Origin of the sequence: Bradyrhizobium sp. CCBAU 51765 (assembly GCF_015291725.1) — a bacterium.
Lineage (GTDB): Bacteria > Pseudomonadota > Alphaproteobacteria > Rhizobiales > Xanthobacteraceae > Bradyrhizobium > Bradyrhizobium liaoningense.
Genome location: NZ_CP030038.1, coordinates 710,920 through 734,954, shown reverse-complemented (window position 1 = coordinate 734,954; position 24,035 = coordinate 710,920). Strand labels below are relative to the sequence as shown.

Below are 24,035 nucleotides of genomic sequence, written 5' to 3'. Positions count from 1 at the left end.
TTTCCGAAGTACCAGGTCTCAAGAAGTAGGTGTTGCGGAGAAGACCCGCGCCGTGGCAGATTACGAGTCTCCCCAAGGGCTACACTCGGGGGCTACACCGGCAAAACCGGACGTGCAGAAAGGCCTTATTTTACGGGGCTTTCTCGAAGCTGCTTCAAGGTGGCGGAGAGGGAGGGATTCTCATCCCTCTTACGAGATTCACGCGATCTCTGTTGGCCGGCTAGACCGACATCAGCGAAGTTGCAGCCGTCATGATGGCCGCTCACGCTCGCCAGCTCCTTTGAGGCGGAGTATCGAAGCTAGGAAAGCGCCTTGCGCAGAGAACGAAGCATCTTCTCGGCATCGTCACGCTTTTTCAACAGCTCGGTGTTGCCCTCATCTCCTCCAAGGCGGAGCAGCGATCGAGCGACCTGCGCAGATACTTCGATGGCCTCCTGAACGGGATCCGTTAGAAGGCTTTCGTGAGGCGAGGCTGTCCGCGACCGTAGCGCAGCGGACCGCGAACGGGTCACAATTCCAGACCGTCGACCGCGATCTCGCTGCCCTCGGGTTCTCCGAGCAGCCAAAGCCTGGACCGGGTCCGCGCCCATCGCCTCTCGCGATCGAGCCAGCAGACTTCGCTGGTTTCCGTCACCTTGCCGTCGGCAACCGTCGGATGGTTAGAGACCTTGCCCACGAGCGTCATGACGTACCCGCCACGTAGGCCGCGCGAAATCAGAGGCGCCCAGTCGTCGATCTGCGCGGCTTTCGTCGTGGCATCCTCCGACGGCTGCTCGCCACGCAGGTAGCTTTCGATATCCGTACCCAACTCCTCCTTCAACGTCATCAGTGCCTCACCGCGCATGTGTCCCGGGCCTCGAGAGTCGCCTCGATCAGCCGCTTCAACTTCCTCATCGAAAAACGTTCCCGTTTCCACACCGGCCCGATGTTGTGGAGCTCGTCCGTGGCGAGCGGCTCGTCGAAACGCCGATCGCCCTCCGAGGCCAGCTCTTTCATGATCAGCGCCGCCAAGGCCGGGAGATGCGCCAAGGTCGGGGACGGCATACGGATCACGCGGAAGCGGTCCCTGAGTTGAGAAGGCAGCTTTTCGACGGAGTTGGCTGTGGAAAAATGGAGGACGTGGGACAAATCCAGTTCCGCGTCGATGCCAACCTCGCGATACCGGCGTGATGTCGTGACCTCCAGAAAGGGAAGCATCGCCGACCATAGATTGCCGTTGTACGTGCTTTCCCCCGCACGATCGATCTCGTCGACGAACGCGATCGGGTTGGCGATCCGCGACATCATGATCGCTCGCGCGGGCACGCTTGGCTGGGCGCTCGACCAACCCTTCGGAAATCCGGAATATGCCCCGTCGCGACTCGCGGCTCCGTCGAAGCGATAGACGTACATATCGCCGCCCAGGAGTTCGGCGAAGCGGCCGACGAGGCGCGACTTGCCCATGCCGGCCTCGGGAGAGACCAACAAGGTCGGCCGCATTCTGACTGGTTGTCCATCGCGCAGATCCTGGGTCAGGATGTCGATCTCGCGATTCGCGTGGGGGTATTCTTCCCGCAGCGCTTTGCGAACGCGCGCCGCGTCGTCGCAGAGCACGAACGGCAGGCGTTCGTCGCGAAGGTCCCGCCAGGCGAGCGGCAATCCACGCTCTTCCGCGGATTTCCCGGGCATGACGACAACGCCGGGGGCTGGCGACGGCTTCCGAGGGGGCGCGGGATCGGGCGGGATACCCTCGTCGTCGAAGTCGCCCGTCGTTTCCCGCTCGGCGACGCGGAAGATCGAGACCGGCTCGATGGCACCGGCCCATTCTCCTCTGGCAGCGCGCCACCAGATCTCCAGGCGCTCGAGCAGATGGGCCTTACGTCGCGGCGCGGGGACGCGATCGAGCAGCCAGCGCAGCGGCGGCAACACGAAGTTAAAGGATTCCGGTACCTCGGGATCGCAGGCCAGCATCAACCAGGCCAATGCCAGATCGCCGGTCCAATCCTGCCCTTGGGAGAACAGCAGCTCGGCATACCGTTCGATCAACGTCCGTTGCTTCTTGCGATCTCGTTCCGGCGTGGGACAATCCCCGATCTTGAGCTCGGCCGTCAGCCGACGCGTCTGCGCCGTCAACCAACTGAAGGCCTCGTCCCAGCGATCGTGCTCGAGCATCTCGATGCATAGCGGGACGGCGCGCGGAGCTTGTTTTTCATCGCCGGCGGTCCGGAAGAAATCGCCCAAGTCCGCCGTCCGTTCGCCACGGCCGACGGCGCTCCACAACCGGAGTCTCGCCAGGGCATGCGTCACGTCGCCCTCCGCGACAGACATTAGGGCGCGCGCGCCTGCGACGACCGCGTCGATCTCTGTCGAGGGATGCGTCGGCCGCAGCGCCAACAACCTCCATGCGCAAGCCAAGGCGGGGTCATTCATCGCTTTGGCGATCCTGCGCATGGCGTCCGGGCTGGCGTCGCGCATCGATCGGTCGGCCTGCAGGTCGAGCTCAAAGCCCGACGCCTCCGTGCGCGCCACCACGTACCAAAGCGCGGCCGACCACGTTGGCATGCAGATCATTGCCGCAAGCCACTGCAGCCGCCTCTCGACTTCTTCCATCGTAATCCTTTTTCGATCAGAAATACCTGTCCGTGCTAGTCGGCCTCGGCGCCGCCGACCGACTCATGCCGCGCCCTCGGGCCGATCCCTAAATAGGCGCCGACGGCGGTTGCGGATCCTGCTCTCGCACCAGATCTTGTGGACGCGCCAGCTCGTCGCGATCGCGGTCCTTTCAGCGAGGTCGAGCGGTGCGCTTTCGACCAGGACGGCGAGCACCGCCGCCGCCCCCGCGTCGTCGAACGCCGCCGCCATCAACACGGTCATGGCGAGATCGAGGCGGACGTTGATGGCGTCCGGCATCTGGAGGCGGAGGGCCACCTTCACCGCGGCGGCGGGGTCTCCATCGATGGCGGCGCGCCAATCCTCCGTCGTAGAGTGGATCCGCTCCACGCAAGAACGCACCTCACTCTTCAGCCGGTCGTTGAACATTTCCGCGGAATGGTCCCGCCAGTGCGAGAGCGCCTCGTGCCAATCGGCCGGCTCGTAGGAGTCGTGCTTGTGGGGACCGGTATCTTCGTTGCTGGGCACGTTCGATTCCTTGGTAGTTAGTCATTGGAAGAGTCTGCGACTTGCGGTGGTGTCCACACGGACACCACCGCCCTCGCCACGCCGGGCCATGCGCTGCCTCACCGGGCCACGCCCCGCCACGGGGGACTTCAGCAGATCGGGATCTCCTCGATCCGGAACCTGCCGAACTTCTTGCGCCAATCGCCGATGCCCACGCTGGAGCCGGCGAGACCAAAAAAGTCCACAACCTGCTCGCGATTGATGACCGAGGCGAGATAGGTAACGTTGACGACCGCGCTCCACTCGTTGAAGATCGGCCGCGTCCGCGGCGTTAGAGCCCTCCTAACACGCACCAGTTTCCTGAATCGGAAGTCTTCGCGCTTCGCGAGCTTCTTCAGGTCCGTCGGCCCCGGATATTCGAGTACCGCCGGCTCGTCGACGACGACCGCCGCCGCCAGGGCGGCGCCGCCGTTGCGGGTCTTGGCGGCCTCCTCGAAGGCCTTCTCGAGAGCATCCATCGGGATGCAGACCCGGCCCTCGTGCGTCCACAGCTTGCCGACCCACTCGATGTCGGCGATGCGGCGGTGGTCGGCGACGGTCTTCTTGCGTTTGGCCGTGACGGCCAAGAGCTTGATCGCATCGGGATCGAGAGGATCGGCGAGACGGGAGCCGTTCATCAGCAGGGGTCCGACGGATTGCAACTTGAAACGAATGCGCTCCGTACTCATGCGGCGCTCCCGGCGGCCATCGAAGCGTCCCAGAGTGGCGCCCGTTCCTGGATCACGACGTCGACGATCGTGGGCGGCTGCTGCAATGCGTAGCGGCGGGCGGCCAGGAAGTTCGTCACTTCGCGATGGCACAGGAGACACAGCGCCGTCAGGTCTTCGGGCAACTCCGCGCCGAGCCGCTCGTAGGTGCGATGGTGCGCCTGGAGCGGGACTTCGTCCGACGGCACGTTGCAGATCCGGCATCGGAAATCCGCGGAGCGAAGCGCTTCGTAGCGTGCCGGACTCTCGAGCCATGCCTCGCTGGCCATGTAGATGCGGTATCGGGACGACATTCTATCTCCTTTCATTGGTGACATAATGACACCGATTGGCGGCGAGCGCAAGCATCAGTTACTTTTTGTCACTCATCAGAGTTAACGGAATTCCTTGCCACGGCTTCGCTTGCGACCAACACCGAAATCGAGCCGAAAGGAGCGTGAAGGTGCAGCTCCACGGTCGAATGGCTGAGCGTGCGTTCTGGCGTAGACGGTGGAGGCTGGGCTAGGGTTTGGCGCGCGATTCGTCGGCCTCACGCCGGCGACGGAGACGATCAACAGAACAGGATGGCCAAGCAAGTCGACATGTCGGAAGTCTGGCCGACGCCCGCGCTTTTCCGCGCGGCACGCGGCCTGCTGAACATGGGGCAGGACGAACTTGCGGCAAGAAATGGCTATGTCCGCAAGACGGTTATCTTGATCGAAAACCACGTCGATCCAACGATGGACACTAGGCGGCAGGAGGTGGTCGAGGTGCTTGCGGCCTTCCTGGAAGGTCAGGGCATCGAATTCATACGTCCGCAGGACGGCAAAGGCGGAGGCGTGCGTTTTGCCAACGGCAAACGCGAGGCCCAGACCGTCAGCGAAGTCCGTCATCTGATCGAGGAGCGCAGAGGTAGCCGACGGAAGGCCGTCTCCGTAGACGCGCGCAAGAAGGCCAAGAAGAAACCCTCCAAGCGCAAGTCTGCATGAGCCGAACGCTCCGTGCAGCAGGCCGAGACCAAGTCCGGCCCGTGACGCGGCGCGCGCTCATCCCCGCGGCAGCGGCCCTCGTGGATCCGGCCACTTGAACTCGGCCGGGTCGTCGGTTACAAAAAGGCACACATAAGAGGCCTTCATGACCGACTTCAACGCAGCATCTCCGGAGAGCCCTCCAAGATCGCCGACATTCGATCAATTTGGAGCAGATGGGAACGCGCCTTTTGAACTCAAAGAGGGTCCTGAAAAGGCGCGGGTATCGATGGAGCGACGGCAGCGACGGCAGACCGAAAGCTTGGTATGTCGACATCACCGAAGACCAGCTTGAGACCGAGAGCGAATTTCTTCGCAGCGAGATCTACCGGCAGCCCGACGCGGAAATCCTGTCCCGCCGCATGACGACTTACGATCGCTATTCCGACCGGGTCTGAGCGCCGATACGCGCGCCGCTTCCATGGATATTTGGTCCGTAGGGCGGCCGGAAGGCGAGCTATACTGCACCGCTGATATGCGGCAGCGCGTGCGCATGGAGCGCAGCGCGCTTTGGCGCCTGCACCGATCCGATGGAACGACGCGGCAGTTAGGTCCCCTACTCGCACTCGCCTGCCAGAGATGGGGCCGCTGTCACATCTATAGAGCAATGCTTGCAAGACGGAGGTGACCGTCTCTGTATTGGTTTGATTTGATGGGGTGCCGATGGATCAGCCAAGATGCCAAGGGCACCGGCAGTGCTCATCACGTCTTTAAAGCAGCTTTTGATGCGAGGTAGCGGCGGTTGGAGCCAGCCGCCCTTCCCACCATAAAAAGGATACAAAAACCTCTGCGCCGCCGTAAAAAGAGCCGCGCTGCAAAGCCACGGCCGTCACATCAATGTTCGGATCGGGCCGCCGACGAACCAGAAGGTTATGGAGCTGGTCTCGCGTAGAGCTTCCCGGTCAGCCTGGTGCGCAATTGTGCGCCAGCCCAAGATATTATTTTGGCTCTCACTTTTTCCGCTGCGATTTCCCGATTCGCATACTCATCTTGATGCCGCGGATCAGGCCGAAGCTGACCGTTGGGCGAAATCTCAAGCATGGCGTCGAGCGCCCCCTTTTCCTTGAGATAGCGGTCGATGATTGTCGCGATCGGACCGCCGATGTTCATGGCCGTTCGCATCACTTGTGCCACGGTCACGCCGTTGCATCTCGCGAACATTTCGTACCGGATGCGATCCGCTACCGGCAGCGCGGCGATCATGGCATTGGAAGCTGACAGTTCGTTTTGCTCCACGAGCAATCGCTCGTTGATTCTGTATGATCTTCCTTCGGTCGATTGTGAAACACCGGTGTCGGGAATGAGCAAGGTTTGATCTTCGTGGGGGGCGTCGAGCCCCAGATCCATCGTCTCGCCGGTCGGCGAGACCCAGACCGTACGTGCCTCCGCCGAGGCCCACAACCCGGGCACGCATTTCACTGCCCATCCTCGAAGGCTGGATCCGCCGACTTCGGCAATGCGTCGTTCGACCGGCGAGCACGCCGGATCCGGATCATTCACGACCTCGCGCTTCAGGAAGACGGGGCCTTGCGAACCGATGCTCCGGCAGAAAGCTTCGACCCGCGATGTGAGGCGCGGTGGAGTAATCTCCGAGAGCAGCAGGTTCGATTGCAACACGGCCTCACCGCGCTGGCGCGCGATATCCGTGTAGTGGTCGCGATCGGGATGCATCTTCTTGGGCATTTCGGTCTCCGGGGAGGGTGGATGGGGGCTCAGATCGACGCCGTCTAAGCTGCGGCTTCTTTGTCCCCGAGGGTGGCGGTTCGATCACGAAGCGCGTAGAGCGCGCCCAGGAGCGATCCGGTGATGAGAACGCCCTCTTCTTCGGCGGCACGCCGGTATTCGAGCGCAATCGAATTCAGACCGACGTCCGTCGTCGACGGCAGGATTGCAAGGCAGTCGTCTATCCGATCACGTACGAATTCGTCCGGACTACGGGCAGAGACGACGTGCTCGCGATTGGTTACGTCGATGAGGGAGTCTCTCAGGAGGCGCCCGATCCGAAGACGAGCCCGATTGGCACGCGGCAGCAAGTGTCCAGACGTGATATATTCGGTGTCGATCACCTGCTCGACGTTTTCGAAGAAGCCATCCACCATCTGCTCCAGCAAGGGCTCGAGCGACCTTACGATTGTCTGGCAGTGTAAGCCGCGGATCCTCGAAGGTACGGCCCACCGGTAGAGCAGGCCGCGTTGTTCGTCTTCCGTCTTTGCGCAATTCATGCGGTTGCCGAACGTGACGACCCCGCTCCTCGGGTCGAGCTCGAGGTAGGCGAGCGGAGCGATACGGGACCCGGAGACCGTCCGATAGAGCGGAGCGAGGCGGGTCGACTCGATCACCATGCTGAGGTCTCTCATGTCGTCTCCTTCTTTTCGGGTCCGCAGGAGCCTTCGTTTCTGCGGATGTAGCATATATTTTGTGCTACAAACAGCCAACTTCAGTGTCTCTCTTTGGTTAACTTCGTCTGAAGCTCCCCGGCGGTAGCGCCCGGCCAGGAAAGCGGTCGCCGCCATGGACGGCGAGCTTGAACGGCAAGCACCCTGATATTCAGAGCCGGCGCGACGAACACGGGCGACAACACTTACCTGGGCTGGTGCGCGTTCGCGGCCTTAAGACGATCGGCTTCCGCATAGACATCGTTACGCTTGCGGTCGACGCGATCCGATTCCGCGCGCAAGCCGGCGAGCCTGGTCGGATCTAGACCTCCCGCCCCGTCATGCGCCGCCACGAACATCGCTTCCAGCTTTCCTTCTGCCCTCAGATAGTCGTCGATGCGAGCCTCGAACGGGGTGCGGGCCATCCTTGAAAGCAGTAGCTGTCGCAGCGTGACCCCGTTTCTCGCCGCAGTCGCGGCGTCGCGCTCGGTGGCCGCCGAGATGTTCGCGTCCAATTGGGCCTTTTTCGCCCACGTCCCGTAGAGGCGCGCTCTGATGTTTGGCCTATGGAGACCGCCGCCATCGTCAGCGATAGTGGGATAGGCCGCGAACAATATCCGGTGCTCGCCGGCGTTGCCCGGCGTAACGTCGATCAGTCCGACCGACGTCGCCACGACGCAATGGAATTCCGCCACTGCATAGAGATCGTCCGCCAAGCTGATCGCTCGGCCGAATAGTGGGCTGCCTTTATATGCGCGGCATTGCCGGAACATGTTCTGCTCGCGTCCGATCTCGGCGGCGTCGGATGGCACCCGCAAAGGGACGAAGGTGGGCATTGAAGCGCCTAGATCCGCGGCAAACGTAGCGACGTCGTCTCTGATCGACTCGGGCGTGGCCTCGCGGTTCTGCATCGCGTTGCCGAATGGTGTCGTTGGCATGGACTGGTACTCCTGCGGGTTTAGCGAAATGGTTCGGGCGCGGCGCGAGCGCCGATCCGATCGGCGGTTTCCGACGTAGTTTTGGTTGCGGCCGTGGCGCGTAGCGTCCTATTGGCGGCCGAGCTCGACCGCCGTCTGGCGCCTTTTCCGGATTTGCGTCGGTTGCGAAGCTGGCGCGCCGAGGTAGCTTCGGCGCGATGGGCGGCTCTCTCTTCTGCCGTCATTCCCGCTCGCGCGATCAGCATGTTGATTCCGGTCGGCGACACATGCAGCAACTCCCGTAGCTGTGTCTTGCAGAGCTCCTTGCGGTCGAGCAACTCGAGTATCTCGTCCCTGCGCTGGTCGAGGAGCTCTTCGGCGCGGGCGAAGCGGTGGGGCTTACCGCGCGGAAAGTCGTGGGCCTTCAGCCATACGACGAGCCAATGGTCGGCGGGGAGACGCGGATATCTTGGACAGCCTTTTCGCGAAGGTTGGGTCGTGAGCCGATCAGGCAGGGATGTATCGAGTTTCTTCGCAAGCTGCAGAGCGAAACCGTCGTTCCCTATCGCGCGCTGAAGGCCAGCCTCGAACGGATCCCGGCGTCTGATGAGGGCGAGCATGCCGGCGATCGGCGCGTGCGCCGGCCGGATTTCGGAACTACCCACCTCGAAGTATTCGAGCGCTGCCTGGAGCCGCGGGTCGAGGTCGTCGCCGCGGCGGAGCATGTCGCTGCAGAACCGCCGTAGCATCGTCTTGCTGGAGCGGGCGAAACCGAGATGCGAGTCGATCTGACTGAAAGTCCGCCCGAAGAATCCGTTCGTTTGCGGCTTGCCCGAAGTAGTCTGCAGAAGCGGTGCGCCGGGACGCTTGTCTGGAGCCTGGTCGAGGTAGCGCTCCACGGCGGCGGCCAGCGCAGGCACGACCGGCACGATGCGCAGCACGCCGCGACTGGTGATCACCATGACGTCCTTGCCGCCCGGGCGCCAATGTTTGCGTCGCATCCGGAGCAGCGGCTTTGTGCCGGTGCGTCCGAGCACCAGCAGCGCCACGATGGCGACCACCCGGACGGCGTCGGGCAGCCGCCAGCCGACGCTGGAGAAGAAGTTCACGCGGAGGAGCATCACGACGTCGCCGGGAGAAAACCGGCGAAGGCCGGAAGAAGGCGACGTCGAGTTCGGATCTGAGCCGGGCATGGCGTCAGACCGGCGGAAGGCGACCGCCGATGCGGGGGTAGCCCGCCGGCAGCGGCGAAGAGGCCTTGAGAGCCTTCAGTCCGACGTTCTCCGGCTTCCACTCGCGGATCGAGCCCAGCTGCCAGAACGTCTGCAGGTGCGTGTAGTGCTTCATCAGGGTCCGGTAGGAGGTCGAGAAGCTTTCGACGAGCGCCGGCACCGGCATGCCGGCGTAGGCCATCGCCGTCACCGCGGAGTGCTTGAGGTGGTGGGGCCGCAGCCAGGGCAGGCCCGCCAGCTGCGCCACGCGCATGAAGGGCCTCTGCATGCTGGCCTTGCGCGGGCTCCCGTCGGCGTTGTTGACGACGTGCTTGTATTCGCGTGCGTCGTCCTTGCGCTTCCAACTGCGGGCGGCCCGCTCCAGCGAGCTGATCATCCGCGACGGAGCAGCCCGCTTGTTGTGGATCACCGAGCTCTGGGCCGCCCTGTTCACCAGGTGATTGACGAAATCGAAGTAGCCCCAGTCGCCGAATCCCCACTTCATCTTGAGAGCCTTCGCGTGCCGGAGTCCGTACCAGCAGAGCTGGCCGAAACGTTCGACCATCTCGAACTGCTCCCACTGGCTGCGCGGGAGGCGACGCGGCACCCATTTCGTGCGGCCGTCGGGCTGGACGACCGGATCGCGCAGAAGGTTGCCTTCGAGATCGAACTGCCAACCCCGGCACGCCAGCAGGAATTGCATGAACTGGTACCAGTTGATGAAACGCAGCCCGCGCTGCTCCTCCTTGGGCAGATCGATCAGCTTGACGGTCTTGTTGTGCTTTTCGCAGTGATGACGGACCATCTGGCGAAGGCACTTGATCTCGCCGCGGGAGGTTTCGACCTTCACGGTGCCGGGATTCGGGTTGTCGGCAGAGCAGTTGCCTCGCGGTTCTGTGGTCCGCTTGTTGGCGTATTCGTTGCCGATTTCCTTGATCGGTCCGGCATAGGGATAGTGGCCGATCAGGCGGGTGATGTGCTTTCCGGCTTCGCACATCTGATTGTAGCGCTTGCCGGAGAGCTTCTTCATCGCCTTGCTCTTGGGCTCGAAGTCGGCGGTCCATTCGTCCACGATGTCCGCGATGGTGATCGCCGGAGCGCAGACGGTGTTCAGTTCGCCGATGGCCTTGCGATAGCGGTAGTTGGCGAGTTTCGCCAACGCGATCGGATTAGTCCGCCAGTCCTGGCCGGGGATCGCGCGGACCCCCGTGCTCGCGACGTACTTGCTTCCCTCCTTGATGATGATCATGGGCGGCTTCTTCTTCCCGAGGTTTCCTTTCTTGTTGCGCCCCGGCTTGTGCTCGCGCAGGTCGAGCTTGGCGTCACCACTCGCCGGCCCGGAATGCATCGGGTTCGCGAGTTTCTTCAGCGCTTCGAGGACGAACATGCCCGCCGGCGCCAGATAGGCTTGCTCCGGGCGGCCGTAGATGACCGCGCTGATCATCCGGGACGCGCTGACGGCATTGGGGAGGATCGTCTGCTCGCGGAGCGAAGGAGGGATCAGCGCGTCGGGGAGGACGGCGTCCGAGACTGGCACCGCTTCGGAGTCAAAGTTGGTTTCGTGTCGTGTCATTCCTTGCGAACCCTTCGTCTGTGTGGTCGAGTGCGAATCGCACGTAGCAGATGCGACGTGCTCCAATGCCATGTAGCACATGTAAGATGCTACGCAAGAGGCGAGTTTCTCGAATGGTTAAAGATCCGTCTGCCGAATTACTTGAACGGCGCTTGGCATCGGCGCGCAGCCGGCGGCGTCCGTGGTTCGAAATCGCTGAAATCCTAGCGGAGTGGCTGGAAGCGGCGCCCGACGGCAGCGCTGCCTCGAGGATCCGCGAGCGTGCCGCCGAAGCCACCGAGCTGTCGCAAGGTGTCCTCAGGCGCTACGTTTCGGTGCTGTCGAAGCTGCGGGCCATCGCCCGGAAAGAGGGGATCGATCTGGAGGACCTCGTGTCGATGGACTTCAATCCGAGCGAGGTTGCGGTCAGGATCCATGACAGAAATCCTGCCGAAGGCCTGAAGGCATTGCAAAACCTCAAGGCCGGCGCGGCGACGCTGGCCAGCCTTCGCGAGCGTCTCGCCACGGTCCCGGTGGACGCGCCAGGGGAAGGAGTCGCGTCCAAGGGCTGGCACTACCACGATTCATCGCTCACCAAATTGCGCACGACCCACGTTTTCATGGAACAGGCCCTGCAGCGGCACAGTCCTCTGTTGACAGACCCGTCCATGATGCTGCGTGCCCGCCCCCCGGTGGGCTTCGCAGCCGGCGGCCACGGCAGCCTCGAGATCGCAAAGAGGGGCGCGCTTCCCTTCGAGGTGGTCGCCGGCGTCGAGTTGCTGGTCTACGAGAATGGACCGGTCCGGGCGGTGGAGCGGGACTTTCCTGCCTTCGCCCTACTGGCGACCCTGTACCCGCGCTTCGATCTCGTCTTCTCGCCGACGACGGACGGCGGCTTCGTCGACGCGGTTCGGGCGCTGATCGACGCCTTCCGGACCAGGTCCATAGGCATCATGCAGGTGACGCCCGATGGCGCACTCGATACGATCGTCGAACCTTCCGGACCTCCGACGCCGGATCGGCGGTCCGCTTACGAGAAGTTCTTTCCCATGCGCAGGCCTTGGAAGCGCGATCCCGGCGGGGACAGCACCGGGACTCGATAATGGCGCGGCGTCGCATCCGGTTCGGTCCTGGCCGGCCCCGTGCTGCGACAGACCCATAGACAAATTTTTCGGACCGGCCTGCGTGGTCGCGAAATTTCAAAGGAGGATCATACCATTGAGGCTTCATTCCTCTCCTCGATGTAGATTCCGGTCCAGATTCAATCCCACCCTTCTCCGCGATACCGGACTCAACGAAATCAAACGCTTGTCCATTTCGGTTTCGAGCGATGCGGTCTCGTTTTGCCCGGTTACATCAGGTTTTCCAGACAAACCTCAGGACAGCGATTCCGCAAGTCCCTCGTATCCCAATACTAGCCGCACGATCGGCTCGCAGCTTCGCGCGAGCCACCGAACTGCCCTCTACCTAGCCCTTCCTGGGGCCGTTTACCTTGTGGACCATCGGAGCTGGACGGCGAAGGCAATCGGTGACAAAATGTAACCTATAAAAGCTCACGAGGTCCCTTGATATGACTGCTCTTCCCTCTGATGACGCATCCGGTGCCCGTGTTTTCGCGGACGCAATCCCGGAGCGGGTGCGGGCCCGCCCGTGCCCATCGCTCTGGAGTGACGATGAATTGCTTACTCTACCTGAAGTTGTTGCATTATTCTGGCCCGACGGGGCGCCGATAACGCTGACCACGTTGAGGACAGCGGTCAAAGACGGCGACTTGCCTATCGCAAAGATAGCAGGAAAATTTTTTACAACCAAGGCGGCGATCTACCGGATGACGACCCCGCGCCCGCTCGCGGCAGCGGATATCGTTGCGGCCGCCAGGGCGCAGCCCGAGTTGGAACAGTCTCCGCCGCCCGTACCGCAGATCGATCCTGTTCTGGAGCGGATCCGGGGGCGTCAGGAGCGGGTGAAGTCGAAGCGCTGAGCCGACGCTTTGCCGTGCGCAAGAAGACGGTGGCGGATACGATTGGCACAGCCGCCGCGCCGAAATGCAAATCTCGGGTCGACATGACCACGGAGCCACCAACAAACGCCGAGCGCTTCCGCCGCATCCACAGATATGATGGATTTGTCGATCAAGCGGGCTTGGGCCAACGCTTGATCTTTCGTCGCGCGCGCGTTGCCGGTAAAGGCCTTGCGCCAGGTCATCTGGTTCACGTACGTGAAGGGTACGCCTCTCGCGGCGCAGACCTCCTCCGCCACCGCGCAGAGACCATACATCCGCATGAAGGTCTTCATGGCGGGGCGCGTCATGATCGGTAAGCCTGTGTCAGGATCGACTTGGCCGCTCCGGACCTCGACGTCCGTTCGAAGCGGCTGCTCGACCGCCACGTGAGCGACGTCATCCTGTTCGAGGATCCGGCAAAGCGACTCGCGGAGGTTACGGAAGACCTGTCCGCTCGTTTTGTCTTCAAAGCGAAATTCTCGGGCCCATAGGTATCGCTCGCCGTCCAGCACAGCTGCGCCGGTAGTGGTCGCGAGGTCCAGACCGAGCAATCTCACGCTGCCCGTCCTTCCCGGCCGCCCGAAAACAGAGGAAGATCATCCGGCGGCCGTTGTGGAGGGAGCACCTTAAGCCGGCGCTTGCGACGCGGCCGCTTCGCCCACTCGGCCCAACTCATGTGGACGGTAATGGGCACGGAATAGACGTATTGGTACACGGGCCCAAACCGATCCGGCGGCGCTATTGGTTCGTTGTGACGCTCGACTAGTCCGGCTCGGATGAGACTATCGAGTGTCTGTGCCGAGCACCTCGGAGGTGCACCTGCGGCGATGCGTTCGAAAGCGCTTCGCTGCGCTTTCGGCAATCGATCCCAATGGTCCTCCTCGTCGTTGCTCACGTCTTTGCTCCGATCGGATTGATGGTTGAGATTCATGCCGACGGGGCCTCGTTCTCCCGGGCCTCGATCCACTCGGCGAGTCTCGCTTTCCGGGCGTAAAGCTTGTTCCCGATCTTGAACGCGGGCAGATCGTGGCTCTCGGCCAAATGGTAGACTTGGCGACGAAGCCGCTGAGTGTCCTCGCCGAAGAGAAATTTTGCTATCCCGTCAGCGCCCTCGATGAGATCGATCATCTTTCCACCCGCAATCCACCGACCGTTCCCCGGGCTTTCGCCCACCGGCCGGTGCGCGCGCAGAAATCGAGGTGGACGGCCCGTATCGCGACCTCGCGTTGGTTGCGGGCTACCGACGCCGCGTGCATGAATCCAAGTCGAAGACCCGTCGCCGGCACCGACCCAAATCGTGGTGAGACCCGGCTCCTAGCGGCAGTCAGCGTTAGCCGTACGAGCCTTATTGAACGGCATCCGGCGGCTGCGGCTTCGAACCGTCCCCGGGCAAGATCGAGATAACGCGCGCCTCCGAACCTGATGGACGGCCTCGACGGCCGCGCGGCGACTCTTCTCGTCAAATCATCGGGTAAAGGTTCGTTAACCATCTCGTGCGTCTCACGCTTGCGTTTTGTAGCACAAGTTATATGCTATATACAGCACATAGCAAGTGCTACAAACGCTCTGCGGAGGTTTTCTCGTGCCCAACTTCTCGTGTCGCGCCCAGCAAGCGCCGAAGGATCAGCGTTGCATCTGTGCCTACGGTCCTAGCAATTTGAGAACTTGGTGCGGCAGGACTTTGCAGTCATGTCTCAGACTCGAAAGGGCTAAGCTTGCGGGGAAGCGACGCGCCGAGCAGTCCTCCCACCGAACTCCGCTCCACGCGGGGAACAACGATCAGCCGCATTGCCTAACGCTCTCTCATGCGGATCTGACACGCCTCTTCGCGGCCGTCGCGGAACGTCCTCAACTGCTCCGTTTCATCCGCGTTGAGGTCAAGGCATGAGGTCGCCCATCGTGAAGCGATCGATCGTCGTTGCCGGTCACATCACGAGCGTCAGTCTCGAAGACGTTTTTTGGGATGGCCTGCGAGCCATCTGTCGTCAACGCAATATGTCGCTCTCCGAGCTTTTGTGCCAGATCGACAGGCAGCGGAAGGGCAATCTTTCCTCGGCGATCCGTGTGTTCGTGCTTGAACACTACGTCGCTATCGCCGCCGAAGCCACGGCTCCTATCGCACGCGTCCACCAGGCCGAGACGGCGAGCTCGCCGAACGCCATCGGGGGGATACGACACTAATGGCGGGCCTTCATATGAGAAGTGATGCTTCCGGGCGCGACATCCTTGCAGCATCGATGGAGACGCTACCCGTCACCGGACGATGTCACGGCGGCGCTGATCCGCCTTCCCGATTGCAGATTTCGCTCGCTACGCTTCGCAACGCATCCGCTCCTGCGCCGACCAGTCGAGTTCCCCACCGAGCCCCGAACTCTCTGTCAGGCATCAGGTAGACGGCGTGGCCAGCATCAGAAAACGGGTCCTCAAGCCGACCAAGACCGGGAAGAGAAAAACGGTCTGGCAGGTCGACTACAAGGACAATCAAGGCAAGCGCCGCCACCGGCAGTTCCCGACAAGACGGGAGGCGGACGAGTGGCTAGTTGAGGCCCGGGGCGAAGTCGCAGCCGGTACACACGTAGCAGCAACCGCATCCAAGACCTTCAAGGAGGTGGCCACAGCCTGGATCGCCGATTGCAAGGCGAACGGACGCGAGCGCACGACCACAGACGTGTACGAGCAGCGCCATAGAGATTATTCCGGTCCACTATGGGACGACCGAAAGATCGGAACACTCTCGGTGGCGGATGCCAAGCAACTCTACGAAGACATCCTGGACCGTTCACGTTCACACGAGATCGTCCGTCGAGTCCGCATCGAGGTCGGAGCCATCTTGCAATTCGCGCAGAGCAAGGGATGGCTCGTTAAGAACGTCATCCACCTCACTCCTTACAAGGTCAAGAAGAGGAAGAAGCGCCCTCCCATGCCGACTGTGGAGGAGGTACAGGCGCTCATCCAAGCTACGACCGAGCAGTGGCCTGACTACCTCGCCATGCTGTTCGTACTCGTTTTCGCTGGACTGCGTGGATCCGAGCTGCGGGGTTTGTGTTGGAGCGATATCGATTTCAAGAGAATGCTCATATCGATCTCGAGGCGCGCCGACAAGTTCGGCGTGATCGGTGACCCCAAATCGGAGTCGGGTACACGAGAGATCGTCATGAACAAGACCACGGCGAAGGCGCTGAAGGAGTGGAAATTGAAGTGCCCGAAAAGTGCACTTGGTCTCGTCTTTCCTACCTCTCGCGGCACGCCGCAAAATCACGCGAACCTTATGAACCGGTGGCTGCGCCTCGCTCAAATCGAGGCGGGCGTCACCAGGATAAGGATCAAGCCCGACAAGAACGGGAAACAGATCAGCGTCGGCGTGGCAAAATATGGCATGCATGCCTTACGTCACTTTTGCGCCGCCTTGTGGATTGAATCGGATTTTTCGCCGAAGCGCATATCGGTGATGATGGGACACTCCACCGTCGCCTTCACCTTCGATACCTACGGCTACTTGTTCGAGGCGCGCATGAATGTCGATAAGGCGAGAGATCGTGCCGAGTCGATCGTCATGGCCGGCTGAGTTGGCACAGCGTGACTGCGACCTTACGGCATAAGTGTAAGAAGGATCATCTTTGTCGAAAAGCTAGGGCGGCGTTGATTGACGTATCTTCGTGGAATCGGAAGCCGGGAGACTCCACGCACACCGTTCTGCCTCAAGCGTTACTTTAACGACAGCTCCCTTATGCTGCGCGCGGGTCTGTGCCCCGCGCGCAGCTTAGATTGCGAACTAAGCCAGTTCGATCTTCACCAGCGACGGCTGGGAGCCGTCCTGAATGGGACCGCCGCGATGCAATCGCGACGGCGAGGGCCACAACTCGGGCTCGATCTCGATGCAGACCGAGGTGACCAGGTGACCATCGAGCAGCTCTGCGAGCAGTGCCATCGTAACCGGTGGCGGTGCCCCGTTGCGCAAGGCCGGCAGCGAAACGCTGCTGACGAAAGCTCGGGTCCTCGCGTCGCTGCAGGTCACGCGGTAGCTCGTGGTCCACGTTCCCTGATTGCCCAGACGAACGATCCTACACTTGACGTACTTGGACATGTGTCATGCCCCTTCTTGCTTGACGGTGACGCGGCCGGTGACCGACCTTGATCGGGAGCATTCCGTGCCGCGGCTAAGACCGCCTGCTTGCCCTGAAGAGCTCGAAGACCCAGTTGATCAAACCGGTCGCGAGCCCTTTGAATTCGTCAGGGGCAGCGCCCCGAGACATCCTTTCTGCCGAGCAAAAGACATACCCTCGGCATTCCGGACCGGAGCGCCTCGCCTTTCGGCGTCGCTCCACGAGTTGGAACCGCGCGCTGCGCGGCGGCTATTCGATTAGAATTTGGCGAATTCTCCCGAGTCCGGTGCGCGCCGGCGGACTTCATCGGTGGCGGGATCGGCGAAAACGCGCCGAACCGCATCGCGCGGGTTCGGGTCGCTTGGCTCTACGAAGCGGCTATCGCTCCGGAGCTAACCGGTGATTTCGAAACAAACATCGGAAGACTCCTCACCGGCATGCCGGCAAACTTGGTGGGCTCGGTTGCCCTCGAGGAGATGACCTGTCCGCCGATTGGCCCGGCGGATCCATCGCGGATCGTGGCCTAGGGCTGGCGAACAAGGCGCATCGCCTTGTGGCGTGCGGAAAGGACGATGGCTATCTTGATCATGCCGCCTTCAAAGCAGAAAATCTTGGCTATCCCGTTAATTCGATCGTTCGAATTGCATCCAATGACGATGTCACTGGGACAGGCCGGGCGAAAATTTTCCAGCTCGACCATCCGTTCGTAATATGATGGTCTCCGCTCTGCAGCAACATCTCCTCGCTGCTGCTCCTTATCGGCTTGTGCGAGCTTCTGAACTAAGGATATGAGGCAGCGGCAGGCAAAGCCGCTGAGTAGCGGGAACACGGAGGCGCTTCGTGTTTCGGGAGCTCAACTGCAACTTACACTGGCTCGCCTGGCTCGATCTAAGCAATTCATGATCTCTTCCTCTTCGAGCTTTTAGAACAACGCAGCTCAGCGGACCACGATCCTAGCAGTTGCCGCTCGCGGAGGGGACGGCAGATGCGCCTTCACGGCGCCAAGTCTCCCACTGCAGAGTACTCGGGCCCAAACGGCTCTACGAATATGTGTGTGACCTCCACCCGTGGTGCAGGTGTCGACAGCTTTCGCTGAGTAATCTCGGCCTGAAGCTGGTGCACTCGCTGACGGTAGACCTTTGCTTCTTCCGGACCGGGAAGGACCAGAACCACAACATCGTAAAACCAAGTTATGCCGAAGGCTCTAAGCGACCACTCCTCCGCCCTGTCGCGATACATGGTAGCGTTTCGGTAAGGCCCCACCGTCATCACGGCGACGGTCCGAGCGGTCCTCATTTCGAATAGATAGTCCACCTTCACTGCAGACGGTCGCTTTTGTGCCGCTCGCGCTGTCATCGACACTATTTCGCCGAGATCCATATCGCCGACTATGTTTTTGATGGCGACCGCCGCAGCGTCTTTGAACGATTGCTGTCTCGCTTTTCCTACTTTGCCTGCGTAGCCGGATGGCAAAATGCCCTTCAAGAGCTTCCGCATACTTGCGACGGTCACACGGCCTTCCTGCCAGTCCTTGGCGACTTCAGGGAATAGGGTTGAATCTGCTTCATACACGCGCGCCATGAGCTCTGCGACCGATAGGGAGACGCCGTCTAGTCGGGCGTAGGAGAAGGGTTGCTCTCGGCGAAGCCGATCGAGAAATTCCGCTGCGCTGACCGCACGCCGCAATGAAGACGGATCACTATTCTTATATTGGAGCTGCGAAGCGAAGCTGCGCAAACGCGCCTCTCGTTCCCCATACGGACAGTCTCTCAATCGCTCAATCGCCTGTCTCGCTTCTTCTCGCCAATTTCTTCGCATTTTGGCCTCGAAAAATTAACCTTGCCGAGAGCAGTACCACCGGAGACCCTTGCAGGATAGCATGACTCTAGCGATAATATCACTAGAACCAAGTGATATTTGGATCCGCACGATGACTGATTGCTACAGTGATTACGCCACTCTTCTGCATAGCTTCGGGACGCGGCTCGCGCCCGGCGGCTTTGCGGTCTTCAGCGACTTCGCAAAGGCCGAGAACGCGTATGTCCACCACACCGCGGTCCCGGCGGCGCTAACGGCCTACGCGACGATCTCGCCGAACTTCGCCAAGGGCCGCTTCCCGGAGACGACACTCGCTGACCTCGTCCTGAAGCGTTGTCACATGGATCGCCGCGAGGCGATGGCGCTGGCCGCCGTCTGCGGTGAGCACATTCCGCCCGAACCCGATCCCAACGCGCGGGACTTCGCCGCCCACCTGCTCGCCGTGATTGACCGGTACGGGTTGCAGCCGTTCTACGGCCGTTCGGGATTTCCCGCTTGCTTCGATATCGACGTCAGGCCACCCGGCGTCCACTGGGAAACCCACGAGATCGACGAGTCGGCGCTGAAGACCTGGCGCAAGTCATACAAAGAGCTCGACCTCTCAGAGCAGATGATGGTTGCCACCATCATGTTCCTCTACCGCGACCAGCGCGACGGCCCGTGGCTCCGACGTCTTCCCCACCGTTGGCATGCCGCCGACGCGATCAGCGCGATGAAGGGTTCGGGCATGCTCGGCGACTGGGGAAAGCTGGTGGCGCTCTTTCAGGGCTGGTGATCGCGCCTACGCCGAGGCGATGCATCGCTTAAGGACAGCATCAGAAGCAAGGAGATCAGACGATGATCATCAACATGCCTGCGACCCGGGTGAAGCGAACCGCGAAGCGGCTGCGCATCATACTTTTCGCCCACGGGATGAAACTGACACATGGCCGGGCCCGCGACCTTGCCGCGCGTTTGTACGGCTTCGACGGCTGGCGGCACTTTCTCGAAAGCGATCGCTGGAAGCCCAACAGCTCGTTCGACAAGGATCTTTCCGAGACCGCTTTCTTGGAGCGTGACGCGTTCCAGATGAACGTCTTGAAGGCCGCCGGTCTCGGCGCCGTCGCCCGTGAGCTGTTGGACCGCGTCGACCCGACCGGCTCGTGGGCCAAGGCCCAGGCAGCGAAAGGACAGCCGATCCAGCCCTGGCCACCCGTTCCCCGAAGTCTGCTCGGACAAGAGCAACCCCCACGAACCACTTAACTCCGAAAGGAAAAGAATATGTCGACCAACGTCATCTGCTTCTCGACCGGCCAACCCATCCCCGACACCGCGAACATCGGTGACGAGAAGATCACCGACGGCGTCCCCGCCAGCGCGGCGATAGAGCCCTTGGCCCTGGGGGCAACTACCGAGACGACGCCGATCATCTACCCCTTCGCTCCTGTCGACGTCTATTCGACCTGCAAGGCCGAACTGGGCCTGACGGAGTTCGTGCTCGTCCCGGTTCGCCCGATCGAGAACGCCGATCCGACCAATTACGTCCTGAACATCGCACAGGCCATGCTCGAGACCGCGGGCCGTCCCGTATTCGGATATCGGATCCGGACCAGCCCGCTGTACGTCACTGCCGAGTTCTACGCCATGTTCGAGACCGACACCGGCTTGGTGGATTTGACGCCCAACACCAGGGGCGAGAGCTACGTCGTGTTCGTGCCCGACCGCGACGTGCCGCCGGATTTCGACTATCTCGACCGCCCGGTCACTCGGCGTTTCCGCACCTACGAGGCGCCGACGCGGCGGCAGCGTGTGGCCGCCGAGATCGCCGCCATGGATCCGCGGCGGCTCGCCTCCGAACGTCGGCGCGCAACCGATCTGGGACTGACCCTGGAGGATAAGCTTTCGCTCGCTCTGCTTTCCGACGCTCTCGAGACCAGGCTGGACCTGTTCATCGAGTGCTGCGAGGAACTCGAAGCGTTGACCATGGCGGCGCTCGACGGTCGCGAGGCGGTCGACGTGGTGTACCTCGAGTTTCTGCACCGTCGCCGGGCGTCGTTGGAGACCATGCTCGACGAGGCATACGAGCAGCATAAGGCGAAGACCACGAAGTCGGCCCGAAAGCGTCGCGAGCGCTAGTCGTAACGGACAATGCCGGCGCGAAGTTCCCGTCGTCACCACCACCAACAAGAGAGGCATCTACCATGAACGTCACCCCCATGCACACCGTGTTTTCCCTCCTGCGGGACGGCAAGAAGATCGAGGCCATCGCGGTATTCCGTCGCACCTACGGCTGCGGCCTCAAGGAGGCGAAGGATGCGATCGAGGCACTGATCGACATCATGGCCCCGCCCAGCTCTCAGCCTACCGAGTACGTCGTGATCAGCCGGCACGAGGGGGACAGCGACTACGAAGTCATGCGCACCTACGGCAAGGGGTCGGCGTTGTACGACGCCAACTGCATCGTCGACGTTAGGGAGGAGGTGATCGTCGCCGCCGTGATCGCGCAGTCCGTCGTCACCCGCGCCATGAAGGAAGTCGCGTAGACGAAGGTCGGCTCAGCGGTCGTCGCCGTTTCTGCTTCGCTTCACCGTGGCGCGGAAGGAGACATGAAAGAAATGTCCGGGTCCGAAGACTCCGACGCTGAAATTGCTGGTTTGGCCGAAGTGATCGAGCCGTCGGCGGGCACCTACGGCTGCACTCTGTCTCGATAATTCGGCGAGAGAAGCAGGTCGCCCGAAGCCGGGGCGGGATCGAGCGTCTCCTGCTCTAGCGTTCGTGGATCTGGTCCGTAGGCCCACCACTGCGCCAAGCCGGCGATGGCGCTGTCCGGCCCGCGCGCGACATCACATATTCACCGAAGCAACTAAGCAGAATTTGCGAATGCCTACGAAAGCAAAGAAGATCAGGACGAAGACGTCCAAAAAGCAGGGCACAGCTCGAGCGACGGCCGCCAGCAAAAAGGCTGGGAAGATCAAGGCCGCCGGCAAGGCCAGGTCCTACGGCCTCATCAAGCAGGATAGCCGTATGGCGACCGGCCGCGGATGGCGCCTCAGTCCCGACGGCGGCAAGACGGTGCTTACCGCCACGCTGTTGACGACGCACGACCTCGGTGATCGGACCATCGCTGTCTTCAGGACTCGCATCTGACCCCCACGCAGAGAACTTCCGGTCCGGCGCCTGCTCGACTCCCAGGGTCGTGCAAATCGCTTGGATCGAGGTCTTGGAATAGCCGCCCTCGGCGGACCACGATCCGAGCAGTTGCCGCTTGCGGAGGGGACGGCAGATGCGCCTTCACGGCACTAAGTCTCCCACTGCCGAGTACTCGGCCCAAACGGCTCTACGAATATGTTTGTGACCTCCACCCGTGGTGCAGGTGTCGACAGCTTCCGTTGAGTAATCTCGGCCTGAATGTCATCGTTAGGAACACCGAAGCGCGAACTCCTAAAATTGACCTAGGACATGTCGGCTTTGACTGGACCGCGAGCACCACCCTTTCCAAGCTCGCCTGCAGTGGATCGTCGCATCTCGACGTGCAACAGCAAACCGCCATGGGCAGCCCGGATCGCTCGCACGCGCCGGCGCGTTCGCGACCGGTTATTTTGCCGACCTTGCCGCCCGAACATGGAAAGATTTTCAATTCGCTCTACCGGTCTCCGCCGATGGCGTCTTGTTCGCGTGCGCCGGCTTCATCCTGGGGTTCTTCCTCTCCTTCGCCGGAGCCATCGGTCTGGGTCGATTGGCACGAGCTCATTGAAGCCGTCGCAGCAAAAACATCGATCCCTGCGGAGCTGGATATCGCGATCATGGACGTGTCGGAAAGCAGAACAATGGAGCCCGACATCGGGCTCCACTAAGGAAGGCGTCTATGCCAGCTCGAGGAGGGCGAACGACTGGCGTTCATCGCCGAAGCCCTATCCGACGGAGGGGCGATCAGCGGCGGACGCTGATCGTCTCAAGCTGACCAAGATCGGGCGGGTGTCGTGGTTGCCAGACACGACGGCGACGCGCGGCATGATCGACATGGTGCGCCACCCGAAAGATAACTCACGATCCTGCAGCCCTCGGGCAACCGCCGTGCCGCCGGCTCCGGACGATGCTTCGTGGTGCTCGGAAATTCTTATTCGTTAGGCGGCCTGACGCCTCACCTCCGCTTGGCGCCGCGCAGAGCCGCCATACCGCCGAGCACGGATACCAGCAGATCCGCGTCTTCCGGCGTCCCATCCCACACGGACAAAGCGCTGTCTACGATGCGCCGCTTGGCGAATTCGTCTCCATGAACACCACCAACGAAGCGCAGAGGATCAATTCCTAGTTTTATGCAAATTTGCAAAACATTCTGACTGATTGCCCGGAAGTCTTCGGCGAGAATCCTGCTGACCTGGCCTTGATTTACGTCGCTCAAAGCAGCCAGTTCAGACGCAGAAAGCTGACGCGCCCTCATCTGATCGCGGATTTCGTTCACCAGCGCCCGTTTCGATTCGCTTGCCAATTTCATGCGAATTTGCATATATAGGGACATACGAATTTGCAACCTTATTCAAAGGCACGTGTCCTGCTTCCGCCGCCGATGGAACAAGGTTCGCATTTCGGCATATATTCGGAGGGGCTGATGCCTTGGGAAGCGAACACAGTGGTTGCGGTCAGAATAGATGTCGGACCATCAATCATGCTCCAGAGCGGGGCGTGGTTTGACTTCGCTGCGCCTCACGCCAGCCCCTTCACAGTCGAGGACATCGCCCATGGACTGGCGCACATCTGCCGGTACTCCGGGCAGTGCAGGGACTTCTATTCGGTGGCCGAGCACAGTCTTCTCGTCAGTGACGTGGCCACTGGTTTCGAGTTCGAAGCGCTAATGCACGATGCCGCTGAGGCGTTCCTCGGCGACATCACCCGACCGCTGAAGCAGATGTTGCCCGACTACAAGCGGATCGAAGGCGAGGTCGAACGCGCGATCTTCTCCCGCTTCGGACTGCAATCTCCCATGCCTCGCGAAGTTAAGCAGGCCGATCTCCGCGTGCTCGCAGCCGAGCAGCGCCAGATCATGCCTCGCGGAACTGACGAGTGGCTCCGGGGACTGGACGTGATCCCGGCGCCGGTCGTCGTTCGCAATCTCTCCCCGCGGGAGGCCAAGCGCGAGTGGCTGGAGCGTTTTGAGGCTCTGTTTTCGCTGCGTCCGAGAGTCAATCCCCTCAGATCCACCCGGTGAAA

Annotated in this window: 29 protein-coding genes; 13 read left to right on the top strand and 16 right to left on the bottom strand. The window is 61.7% G+C overall.

Going from position 1 to position 24,035, the window contains the following annotated elements; translation table 11 throughout:
• Positions 1-508: 508 nt before the first annotated feature.
• The 5 genes from XH96_RS03425 to XH96_RS03405 form a co-directional block, all read right to left on the bottom strand.
• On the bottom strand, positions 509-826 hold the full coding sequence (locus XH96_RS03425; protein WP_194391058.1) for a DUF6634 family protein: 318 nt from the start codon (positions 824-826) through the stop codon (positions 509-511).
• Positions 826-2,589 carry an AAA family ATPase gene (locus XH96_RS03420; RefSeq protein ID WP_194391057.1) on the bottom strand — a complete coding sequence of 588 codons (1,764 nt, stop codon included), beginning with the start codon at positions 2,587-2,589 and terminating at the stop codon, positions 826-828. Before XH96_RS03420 ends, XH96_RS03425 begins: the two co-directional genes overlap by 1 nt.
• Positions 2,590-2,652: 63 nt before the next feature.
• Positions 2,653-3,117 (bottom strand): hypothetical protein, encoded by a 465-nt coding sequence (locus tag XH96_RS03415; RefSeq protein ID WP_194391056.1) that lies wholly within the window; start codon positions 3,115-3,117, stop codon positions 2,653-2,655.
• A gap of 128 nt (positions 3,118-3,245) precedes the next feature.
• Positions 3,246-3,722 (bottom strand): hypothetical protein, encoded by a 477-nt coding sequence (locus XH96_RS03410; protein ID WP_246789928.1) that lies wholly within the window; start codon positions 3,720-3,722, stop codon positions 3,246-3,248.
• Between the two features lie 98 nt (positions 3,723-3,820).
• Entirely contained in the window at positions 3,821-4,156 is a 336-nt protein-coding gene (locus XH96_RS03405; RefSeq protein WP_194391054.1) for an HNH endonuclease signature motif containing protein, read from the bottom strand.
• Between the two features lie 270 nt (positions 4,157-4,426).
• Here XH96_RS03405 and XH96_RS03400 point away from each other — a divergent pair, with 270 nt between their 5' ends.
• Positions 4,427-4,831 (top strand): hypothetical protein, encoded by a 405-nt coding sequence (locus XH96_RS03400; protein ID WP_194391053.1) that lies wholly within the window; start codon positions 4,427-4,429, stop codon positions 4,829-4,831.
• Between the two features lie 230 nt (positions 4,832-5,061).
• Positions 5,062-5,268: a hypothetical protein gene (locus tag XH96_RS03395; RefSeq protein ID WP_194391052.1), complete on the top strand. Its 207-nt coding sequence runs from the start codon at positions 5,062-5,064 to the stop codon at positions 5,266-5,268.
• Positions 5,269-5,740: 472 nt separating this feature from the next.
• Here XH96_RS03395 and XH96_RS03390 read toward each other — a convergent pair whose 3' ends face one another.
• The 5 genes from XH96_RS03390 to XH96_RS03370 form a co-directional block, all read right to left on the bottom strand.
• Positions 5,741-6,553: a hypothetical protein gene (locus tag XH96_RS03390; RefSeq protein WP_194391051.1), complete on the bottom strand. Its 813-nt coding sequence runs from the start codon at positions 6,551-6,553 to the stop codon at positions 5,741-5,743.
• Between the two features lie 44 nt (positions 6,554-6,597).
• Complete coding sequence (locus XH96_RS03385; RefSeq protein WP_194391050.1) at positions 6,598-7,227, bottom strand: hypothetical protein; 630 nt, start codon at positions 7,225-7,227, stop codon at positions 6,598-6,600.
• A gap of 224 nt (positions 7,228-7,451) precedes the next feature.
• The gene (locus tag XH96_RS03380) at positions 7,452-8,183 is read right to left on the bottom strand and encodes a hypothetical protein (protein WP_194391049.1); all 732 of its coding nucleotides are present in this window, start codon (positions 8,181-8,183) and stop codon (positions 7,452-7,454) included.
• A gap of 20 nt (positions 8,184-8,203) precedes the next feature.
• On the bottom strand, positions 8,204-9,355 hold the full coding sequence (locus XH96_RS03375; protein WP_194391048.1) for a hypothetical protein: 1,152 nt from the start codon (positions 9,353-9,355) through the stop codon (positions 8,204-8,206).
• Positions 9,356-9,359: 4 nt separating this feature from the next.
• The gene (locus tag XH96_RS03370; RefSeq protein WP_194391047.1) at positions 9,360-10,946 is read right to left on the bottom strand and encodes a hypothetical protein; all 1,587 of its coding nucleotides are present in this window, start codon (positions 10,944-10,946) and stop codon (positions 9,360-9,362) included.
• 113 nt (positions 10,947-11,059) lie between these two features.
• Here XH96_RS03370 and XH96_RS03365 point away from each other — a divergent pair, with 113 nt between their 5' ends.
• Together XH96_RS03365 and XH96_RS03360 are read left to right on the top strand one after the other, a co-directional pair.
• Positions 11,060-12,028, top strand: a complete 969-nt coding sequence (locus XH96_RS03365) for a hypothetical protein (RefSeq protein ID WP_194391046.1) — start codon at positions 11,060-11,062, stop codon at positions 12,026-12,028.
• A 467-nt stretch (positions 12,029-12,495) separates the two neighbouring features.
• Positions 12,496-12,906, top strand: a complete 411-nt coding sequence (locus XH96_RS03360) for a hypothetical protein (protein WP_194391045.1) — start codon at positions 12,496-12,498, stop codon at positions 12,904-12,906.
• Here the strand turns inward: XH96_RS03360 and XH96_RS03355 are convergent.
• Positions 12,879-13,484, bottom strand: coding sequence for a hypothetical protein (locus XH96_RS03355; RefSeq protein ID WP_194391044.1), 606 nt, complete (start codon positions 13,482-13,484; stop codon positions 12,879-12,881). The two genes, XH96_RS03360 and XH96_RS03355, sit on opposite strands and share 28 nt — an antisense overlap.
• Before the next feature lie 370 nt (positions 13,485-13,854).
• Positions 13,855-14,055, bottom strand: a complete 201-nt coding sequence (locus tag XH96_RS03350) for a helix-turn-helix domain-containing protein (protein WP_194391043.1) — start codon at positions 14,053-14,055, stop codon at positions 13,855-13,857.
• A 756-nt stretch (positions 14,056-14,811) separates the two neighbouring features.
• On the opposite strand from XH96_RS03350, the gene XH96_RS03345 reads away from it, so the two are divergent.
• Both XH96_RS03345 and XH96_RS03340 read left to right on the top strand, forming a co-directional pair.
• Positions 14,812-15,108 (top strand): ribbon-helix-helix domain-containing protein, encoded by a 297-nt coding sequence (locus XH96_RS03345; protein ID WP_194391042.1) that lies wholly within the window; start codon positions 14,812-14,814, stop codon positions 15,106-15,108.
• A 217-nt stretch (positions 15,109-15,325) separates the two neighbouring features.
• Positions 15,326-16,492 (top strand): site-specific integrase, encoded by a 1,167-nt coding sequence (locus XH96_RS03340; RefSeq protein ID WP_194391041.1) that lies wholly within the window; start codon positions 15,326-15,328, stop codon positions 16,490-16,492.
• A gap of 207 nt (positions 16,493-16,699) precedes the next feature.
• Here XH96_RS03340 and XH96_RS03335 read toward each other — a convergent pair whose 3' ends face one another.
• The 3 genes from XH96_RS03335 to XH96_RS03325 all read right to left on the bottom strand — a co-directional run bounded on the left by XH96_RS03335 (position 16,700) and on the right by XH96_RS03325 (position 18,542).
• Positions 16,700-17,011: a hypothetical protein gene (locus XH96_RS03335; RefSeq protein WP_194391040.1), complete on the bottom strand. Its 312-nt coding sequence runs from the start codon at positions 17,009-17,011 to the stop codon at positions 16,700-16,702.
• Between the two features lie 542 nt (positions 17,012-17,553).
• Entirely contained in the window at positions 17,554-17,859 is a 306-nt protein-coding gene (locus XH96_RS03330) for a hypothetical protein (RefSeq protein ID WP_194391039.1), read from the bottom strand.
• Positions 17,860-18,023: 164 nt separating this feature from the next.
• Entirely contained in the window at positions 18,024-18,542 is a 519-nt protein-coding gene (locus tag XH96_RS03325) for a hypothetical protein (RefSeq protein WP_194391038.1), read from the bottom strand.
• 367 nt (positions 18,543-18,909) lie between these two features.
• On the opposite strand from XH96_RS03325, the gene XH96_RS03320 reads away from it, so the two are divergent.
• The 6 genes from XH96_RS03320 (at position 18,910) to XH96_RS39010 (ending at position 22,681) form a co-directional block, all read left to right on the top strand.
• Positions 18,910-19,623, top strand: coding sequence for a hypothetical protein (locus XH96_RS03320; protein WP_194391037.1), 714 nt, complete (start codon positions 18,910-18,912; stop codon positions 19,621-19,623).
• Positions 19,624-19,685: 62 nt separating this feature from the next.
• On the top strand, positions 19,686-20,090 hold the full coding sequence (locus tag XH96_RS03315) for a glyoxalase superfamily protein (protein WP_194391036.1): 405 nt from the start codon (positions 19,686-19,688) through the stop codon (positions 20,088-20,090).
• An 18-nt stretch (positions 20,091-20,108) separates the two neighbouring features.
• On the top strand, positions 20,109-20,963 hold the full coding sequence (locus tag XH96_RS03310; RefSeq protein WP_194391035.1) for a hypothetical protein: 855 nt from the start codon (positions 20,109-20,111) through the stop codon (positions 20,961-20,963).
• A 65-nt stretch (positions 20,964-21,028) separates the two neighbouring features.
• Entirely contained in the window at positions 21,029-21,370 is a 342-nt protein-coding gene (locus XH96_RS03305) for a hypothetical protein (RefSeq protein ID WP_194391034.1), read from the top strand.
• 337 nt (positions 21,371-21,707) lie between these two features.
• Positions 21,708-21,974, top strand: coding sequence for a hypothetical protein (locus XH96_RS03300; RefSeq protein ID WP_194391033.1), 267 nt, complete (start codon positions 21,708-21,710; stop codon positions 21,972-21,974).
• Positions 21,975-22,216: 242 nt separating this feature from the next.
• On the top strand, positions 22,217-22,681 hold the full coding sequence (locus tag XH96_RS39010; RefSeq protein ID WP_246789926.1) for a hypothetical protein: 465 nt from the start codon (positions 22,217-22,219) through the stop codon (positions 22,679-22,681).
• 287 nt (positions 22,682-22,968) lie between these two features.
• On the opposite strand, the gene XH96_RS03290 is transcribed toward XH96_RS39010, so the two are convergent.
• Positions 22,969-23,322, bottom strand: a complete 354-nt coding sequence (locus XH96_RS03290) for a helix-turn-helix transcriptional regulator (protein WP_194391032.1) — start codon at positions 23,320-23,322, stop codon at positions 22,969-22,971.
• A 30-nt stretch (positions 23,323-23,352) separates the two neighbouring features.
• On the opposite strand from XH96_RS03290, the gene XH96_RS03285 reads away from it, so the two are divergent.
• Positions 23,353-24,033: a hypothetical protein gene (locus XH96_RS03285; protein ID WP_246789924.1), complete on the top strand. Its 681-nt coding sequence runs from the start codon at positions 23,353-23,355 to the stop codon at positions 24,031-24,033.
• Positions 24,034-24,035 lie beyond the last annotated feature (2 nt).